A 4,394-nucleotide genomic window follows, 5' to 3' on the forward strand; every position below is an offset into this window, starting at 1 on the left:
GGTGGCCCAACGGGCCAAATCGTCCTGTTCAAACCCCAACCAGAGATCACCGCAGGCCTCCCTGGCCCAACTCTGGTTGTGGCTACATAACTCTGTCACGAGCAGACTACCGCCCGGTTGCAGCAGGTCGGCCATGTGCTTGAGCGCATCGGCCGGCGCGGCGAAATGGTGCAACACCATGTTCAACACCACGCAATCGGCCTGAAGGCTTGTGCCGTTCAATGCATCGGCCAATTGCAGGCTGACGTTAGCCAGCTGTTCACGTTCGCATACCTGACGCGCCAGTTCGAGCATCGCCGGGCTGTTGTCCAGCGCGGTTACTGTGCCGAAGCGACGCGCCAGTTCCGGCAGAAAAGCACCATCGCCGGGGCCGACTTCAATGGCCGTGGCTGCACCATCGAAGTTCAGTTTGTCGAGCAGGGCCAGCACGCTGTCACGGTACTGCGGCAGGCCTGCGATCAAGTCTTGCTGGGCACGGAATTTCTCCGCCACCCGGGCGAAAAAGTCCTGGCTGGCGGCGGCACGTTGGCCGTGAACCTGCTCGATGCGCGCTTGCACGTCGTCGGGCAGATCCAGATTGTCGACTTCTTCCAACAATGCCGCGTGCAACTTGCCGCCGAGCAGTTCGGTGTGGGGCAGGGCGCGGCGATAGAAAATCGCGTTACCTTCGCGGCGTGTCGCCACCAGGTCTGCTTGTGCCAGTACCTTGAGGTGATGACTCATGCCGGACTGACCGATGCCGAAAATCTGCGCCAACTCCAGAACACCAAACGAATCGTTGGCCAGCGCGCGCAAGACATTCAGCCGCAACGGATCGCCGCCGGCCTTGCACAGGGCCGCCAGCTCGTCGCAATCGTCATGGCGAATGGAAGGCACGCGTAAGTTCATAGGGCTGGCAGTCTAGAGAGGGGGGCAATTCATCGCAAGGCCAATATCAAAAAGTTTTGATATTGCTCGATAAATGGCACTTCTCACGAGACGGTTAACTCTACAAACGAGTAGCGGAAAGGTTTCACCAACAGAAAGCGCCGCTATCCATTGGAAAAACGCCCCCCGATGACTATCTGTCATTGCCCCGAGGCGCTCCGGTGAGGGAAAATGCCCTCCTTTTTTCCGTTTCGACTTACCAGAACCCAGGAGATCAGCGATGCCTAGCCGTCGTGAGCGTGCCAACGCCATTCGTGCCCTCAGCATGGATGCCGTGCAAAAAGCCAACAGCGGCCATCCCGGTGCCCCTATGGGTATGGCAGATATCGCCGAAGTGCTTTGGCGCGACTACCTCAAGCACAACCCGAGCAATCCATCATTTGCCGACCGTGACCGCTTCGTGCTGTCCAACGGCCACGGCTCGATGTTGATCTACTCGCTGCTGCACCTGACCGGTTACGACCTGTCGATCGAAGACCTCAAGCAGTTCCGTCAACTGCACAGCCGCACCCCGGGCCACCCGGAGTTCGGTTACACCCCGGGCGTGGAAACCACCACCGGCCCACTGGGGCAGGGTCTGGCCAACGCTGTGGGCTTCGCCCTGGCTGAAAAAGTGCTGGGCGCGCAGTTCAACCGTCCTGGCCATGACATCGTCGACCACCACACCTACGTGTTCCTGGGTGATGGCTGCATGATGGAAGGCATTTCCCACGAAGTCGCTTCCCTGGCCGGTACGCTGGGTCTGGGCAAGCTGATCGCTTTCTACGATGACAACGGCATCTCCATCGACGGCGAAGTCGAAGGCTGGTTCACCGATGACACCCCGAAGCGTTTCGAAGCCTACAACTGGCAAGTGATCCGCAACGTTGACGGTCACGACCCGGAAGAGATCAAGACTGCTATCGAGACCGCGCGCAAGAGCCCGCTGCCGACCTTGATCTGCTGCAAGACCACCATCGGTTTCGGCTCGCCGAACAAGCAGGGCAAAGAAGACTGCCACGGCGCCCCACTGGGTGACGCGGAAATCGCACTGACCCGCAAGGCGCTGAACTGGAACTACGGCCCGTTTGAAATCCCCGCCGACATCTACGCCGAGTGGGATGCCAAGGAAAAAGGTCGCGCGGCCGAAGCCGAGTGGGATCAGCGTTTCGCTGCTTACTCCGCCGCGTTCCCGACCGAAGCCAACGAACTGGTGCGTCGTCTGAGCGGTGAACTGCCGGCTGACTTCTCGGAAAAAGCCTCGGCTTACATCGCTGAAGTTGCGGCCAAAGGCGAAACCATCGCCAGCCGTAAAGCCAGCCAGAACACCCTGAACGCGTTCGGCCCGCTGCTGCCGGAACTGCTTGGCGGCTCCGCTGACCTGGCCGGTTCCAACCTGACCCTGTGGAAAGGTTGCAAGGGCGTCAGCGCTGAAGACGCCAGCGGCAACTACATGTACTACGGCGTGCGCGAATTCGGCATGACCGCGATCATGAACGGCGTGACCCTGCACGGCGGCCTGGTGCCTTACGGCGCGACCTTCCTGATGTTCATGGAATACGCCCGCAATGCCGTGCGCATGTCGGCGCTGATGAAGAAGCAAGTGATCCACGTCTACACCCACGACTCCATCGGTCTGGGCGAAGACGGCCCGACGCACCAGCCGATCGAGCAACTGACCAGCCTGCGCACTACCCCGAACCTCGACACTTGGCGTCCAGCCGATGCCGTTGAATCGGCCGTGGCCTGGAAAAACGCTCTGGAGCGCAAGGACGGCCCATCGGCGCTGATCTTCTCGCGTCAGAACCTGCAACACCAGGAACGCGATGCCGGCCAGATTGCTGACATCAGCCGTGGCGGTTATGTACTGAAGGACTGCGCAGGCGAGCCTGAGCTGATCCTGATTTCGACCGGTTCGGAAGTGGGTCTGGCGGTTCAGGCTTACGACAAACTGACCGAGCAAGGTCGCAAGGTGCGTGTGGTTTCCATGCCGTGCACCAGCGTGTTCGATGCTCAGGACGCAGGCTACAAGCAAGCGGTGCTGCCGTTGCAGGTCAGCGCGCGTATCGCGATCGAAGCGGCGCACGCCGACTTCTGGTTCAAGTATGTGGGTCTGGAAGGTCGCGTGATCGGCATGACCACTTACGGCGAATCGGCTCCGGCTTCGGCACTGTTCGAAGAGTTCGGCTTCACCCTGGAAAACATCCTGGGTCAGGCTGAAGAACTGCTGGAAGACTAAGCAGTACGAATGCGGTGGCCCCAGCCACCGCATTCCCCTGTAGGAGCTGCCGGAGGCTGCGATCTTTTGATCTTGATCTTAAAAAAACAGGATCAAAAGATCGCAGCCTCCGGCAGCTCCTACAGGGGGTTGTGTTGTAGCGAATATTATCGAGAACCCCATGCCTCAACCGCGTCCCTTCAAAGTTGCACTCAACGGCTACGGCCGGATTGGTCGTTGCGTCTTGCGTGCGTTGTTTGAGCGTGGCGAGAAAGCCGGGTTTGAAATTGTCGCGATCAACGATCTGGCGGACATGGCCAGCATTGAATACCTGACACGCTTCGACTCCACCCACGGCCGCTTTCCGGGCGAGGTGCGAGTAGAAGGCGATTGTCTGCATATTAATGGCGACTGCGTGAAGGTCCTGCGCAGTGCCACCCCCGAAGGCATCGATTGGGCGTCGCTGGGCGTCGATCTGGTGCTTGAATGTTCCGGTGCCTACAACACCCGTGAAGACGGCCAGCGCTTTCTCGACGCCGGCGCGCCACGCGTGTTGTTCTCGCAGCCGATGGCCAGCGAGGCGGATGTCGACGCCACCATCGTTTACGGCGTCAATCAGGATTGCCTGACCGGTGACGAACTGCTGGTGTCCAACGCCTCCTGCACCACCAACTGCGGCGTGCCGTTGTTGCGCCTGCTCGACAAGGCGATCGGCCTGGATTACGTGTCGATCACCACGATTCACTCGGCGATGAACGATCAGCCCGTGATCGACGCCTATCACCACGAAGACCTGCGCCGCACCCGTTCGGCGTTCCAGTCGGTGATCCCGGTGTCCACTGGTCTGGCGCGCGGTATCGAGCGCCTGCTGCCGGAACTTGCCGGACGAATTCAGGCCAAAGCCGTACGCGTGCCGACGGTCAACGTGTCCTGCCTCGACATCACGATGCAGACCGCGACGGCGACCGATGCCAATGAGGTCAACCGGATCCTGCGCGAGGCCGCCACCAGTGGCCCGCTCAAAGGCCTGCTCGCCTATACCGAGCTGCCGCACGCCAGTTGTGATTTCAACCATGACCCACATTCGGCCATCGTCGATGCCAGTCAGACCCGTGTTTCCGGCCCGAAGCTGGTGAACATCCTGGCCTGGTTCGACAACGAATGGGGTTTTGCCAACCGAATGCTGGACGTTGCAGAACACTATCTGCAAACAGCAACTTCAAAAAAACCGTAGGAAGTGCGACCCATGACCGTGTTGAAGTTGTCCGTC

At 60.1% G+C, this 4,394-nt stretch carries 3 protein-coding genes; 2 read left to right on the forward strand and 1 reads right to left on the reverse strand.

Features of this window, described 5'->3' with window-relative positions:
- Nucleotides 1–888 (reverse strand): ArsR/SmtB family transcription factor (locus tag ACIF4X_RS23590; protein WP_397483954.1); only part of this gene is annotated, 888 nt, incomplete at its 3' end.
- A 259-nt stretch (nt 889–1,147) separates the two neighbouring features.
- Between ACIF4X_RS23590 and tkt the strand changes: the two genes are divergently transcribed.
- Entirely contained in the window at nt 1,148–3,145 is a 1,998-nt protein-coding gene (tkt, locus tag ACIF4X_RS23595; RefSeq protein WP_397483955.1) for a transketolase, read from the forward strand.
- Between the two features lie 160 nt (nt 3,146–3,305).
- Nucleotides 3,306–4,358, forward strand: a complete 1,053-nt coding sequence (epd, locus tag ACIF4X_RS23600; protein WP_064388120.1) for an erythrose-4-phosphate dehydrogenase — start codon at nt 3,306–3,308, stop codon at nt 4,356–4,358.
- The last annotated feature ends 36 nt before the right edge of the window (nt 4,359–4,394 follow it).

It is taken from the genome of Pseudomonas sp. NPDC085632 (genome assembly GCF_044541255.1).
Classification (GTDB): domain Bacteria; phylum Pseudomonadota; class Gammaproteobacteria; order Pseudomonadales; family Pseudomonadaceae; genus Aquipseudomonas.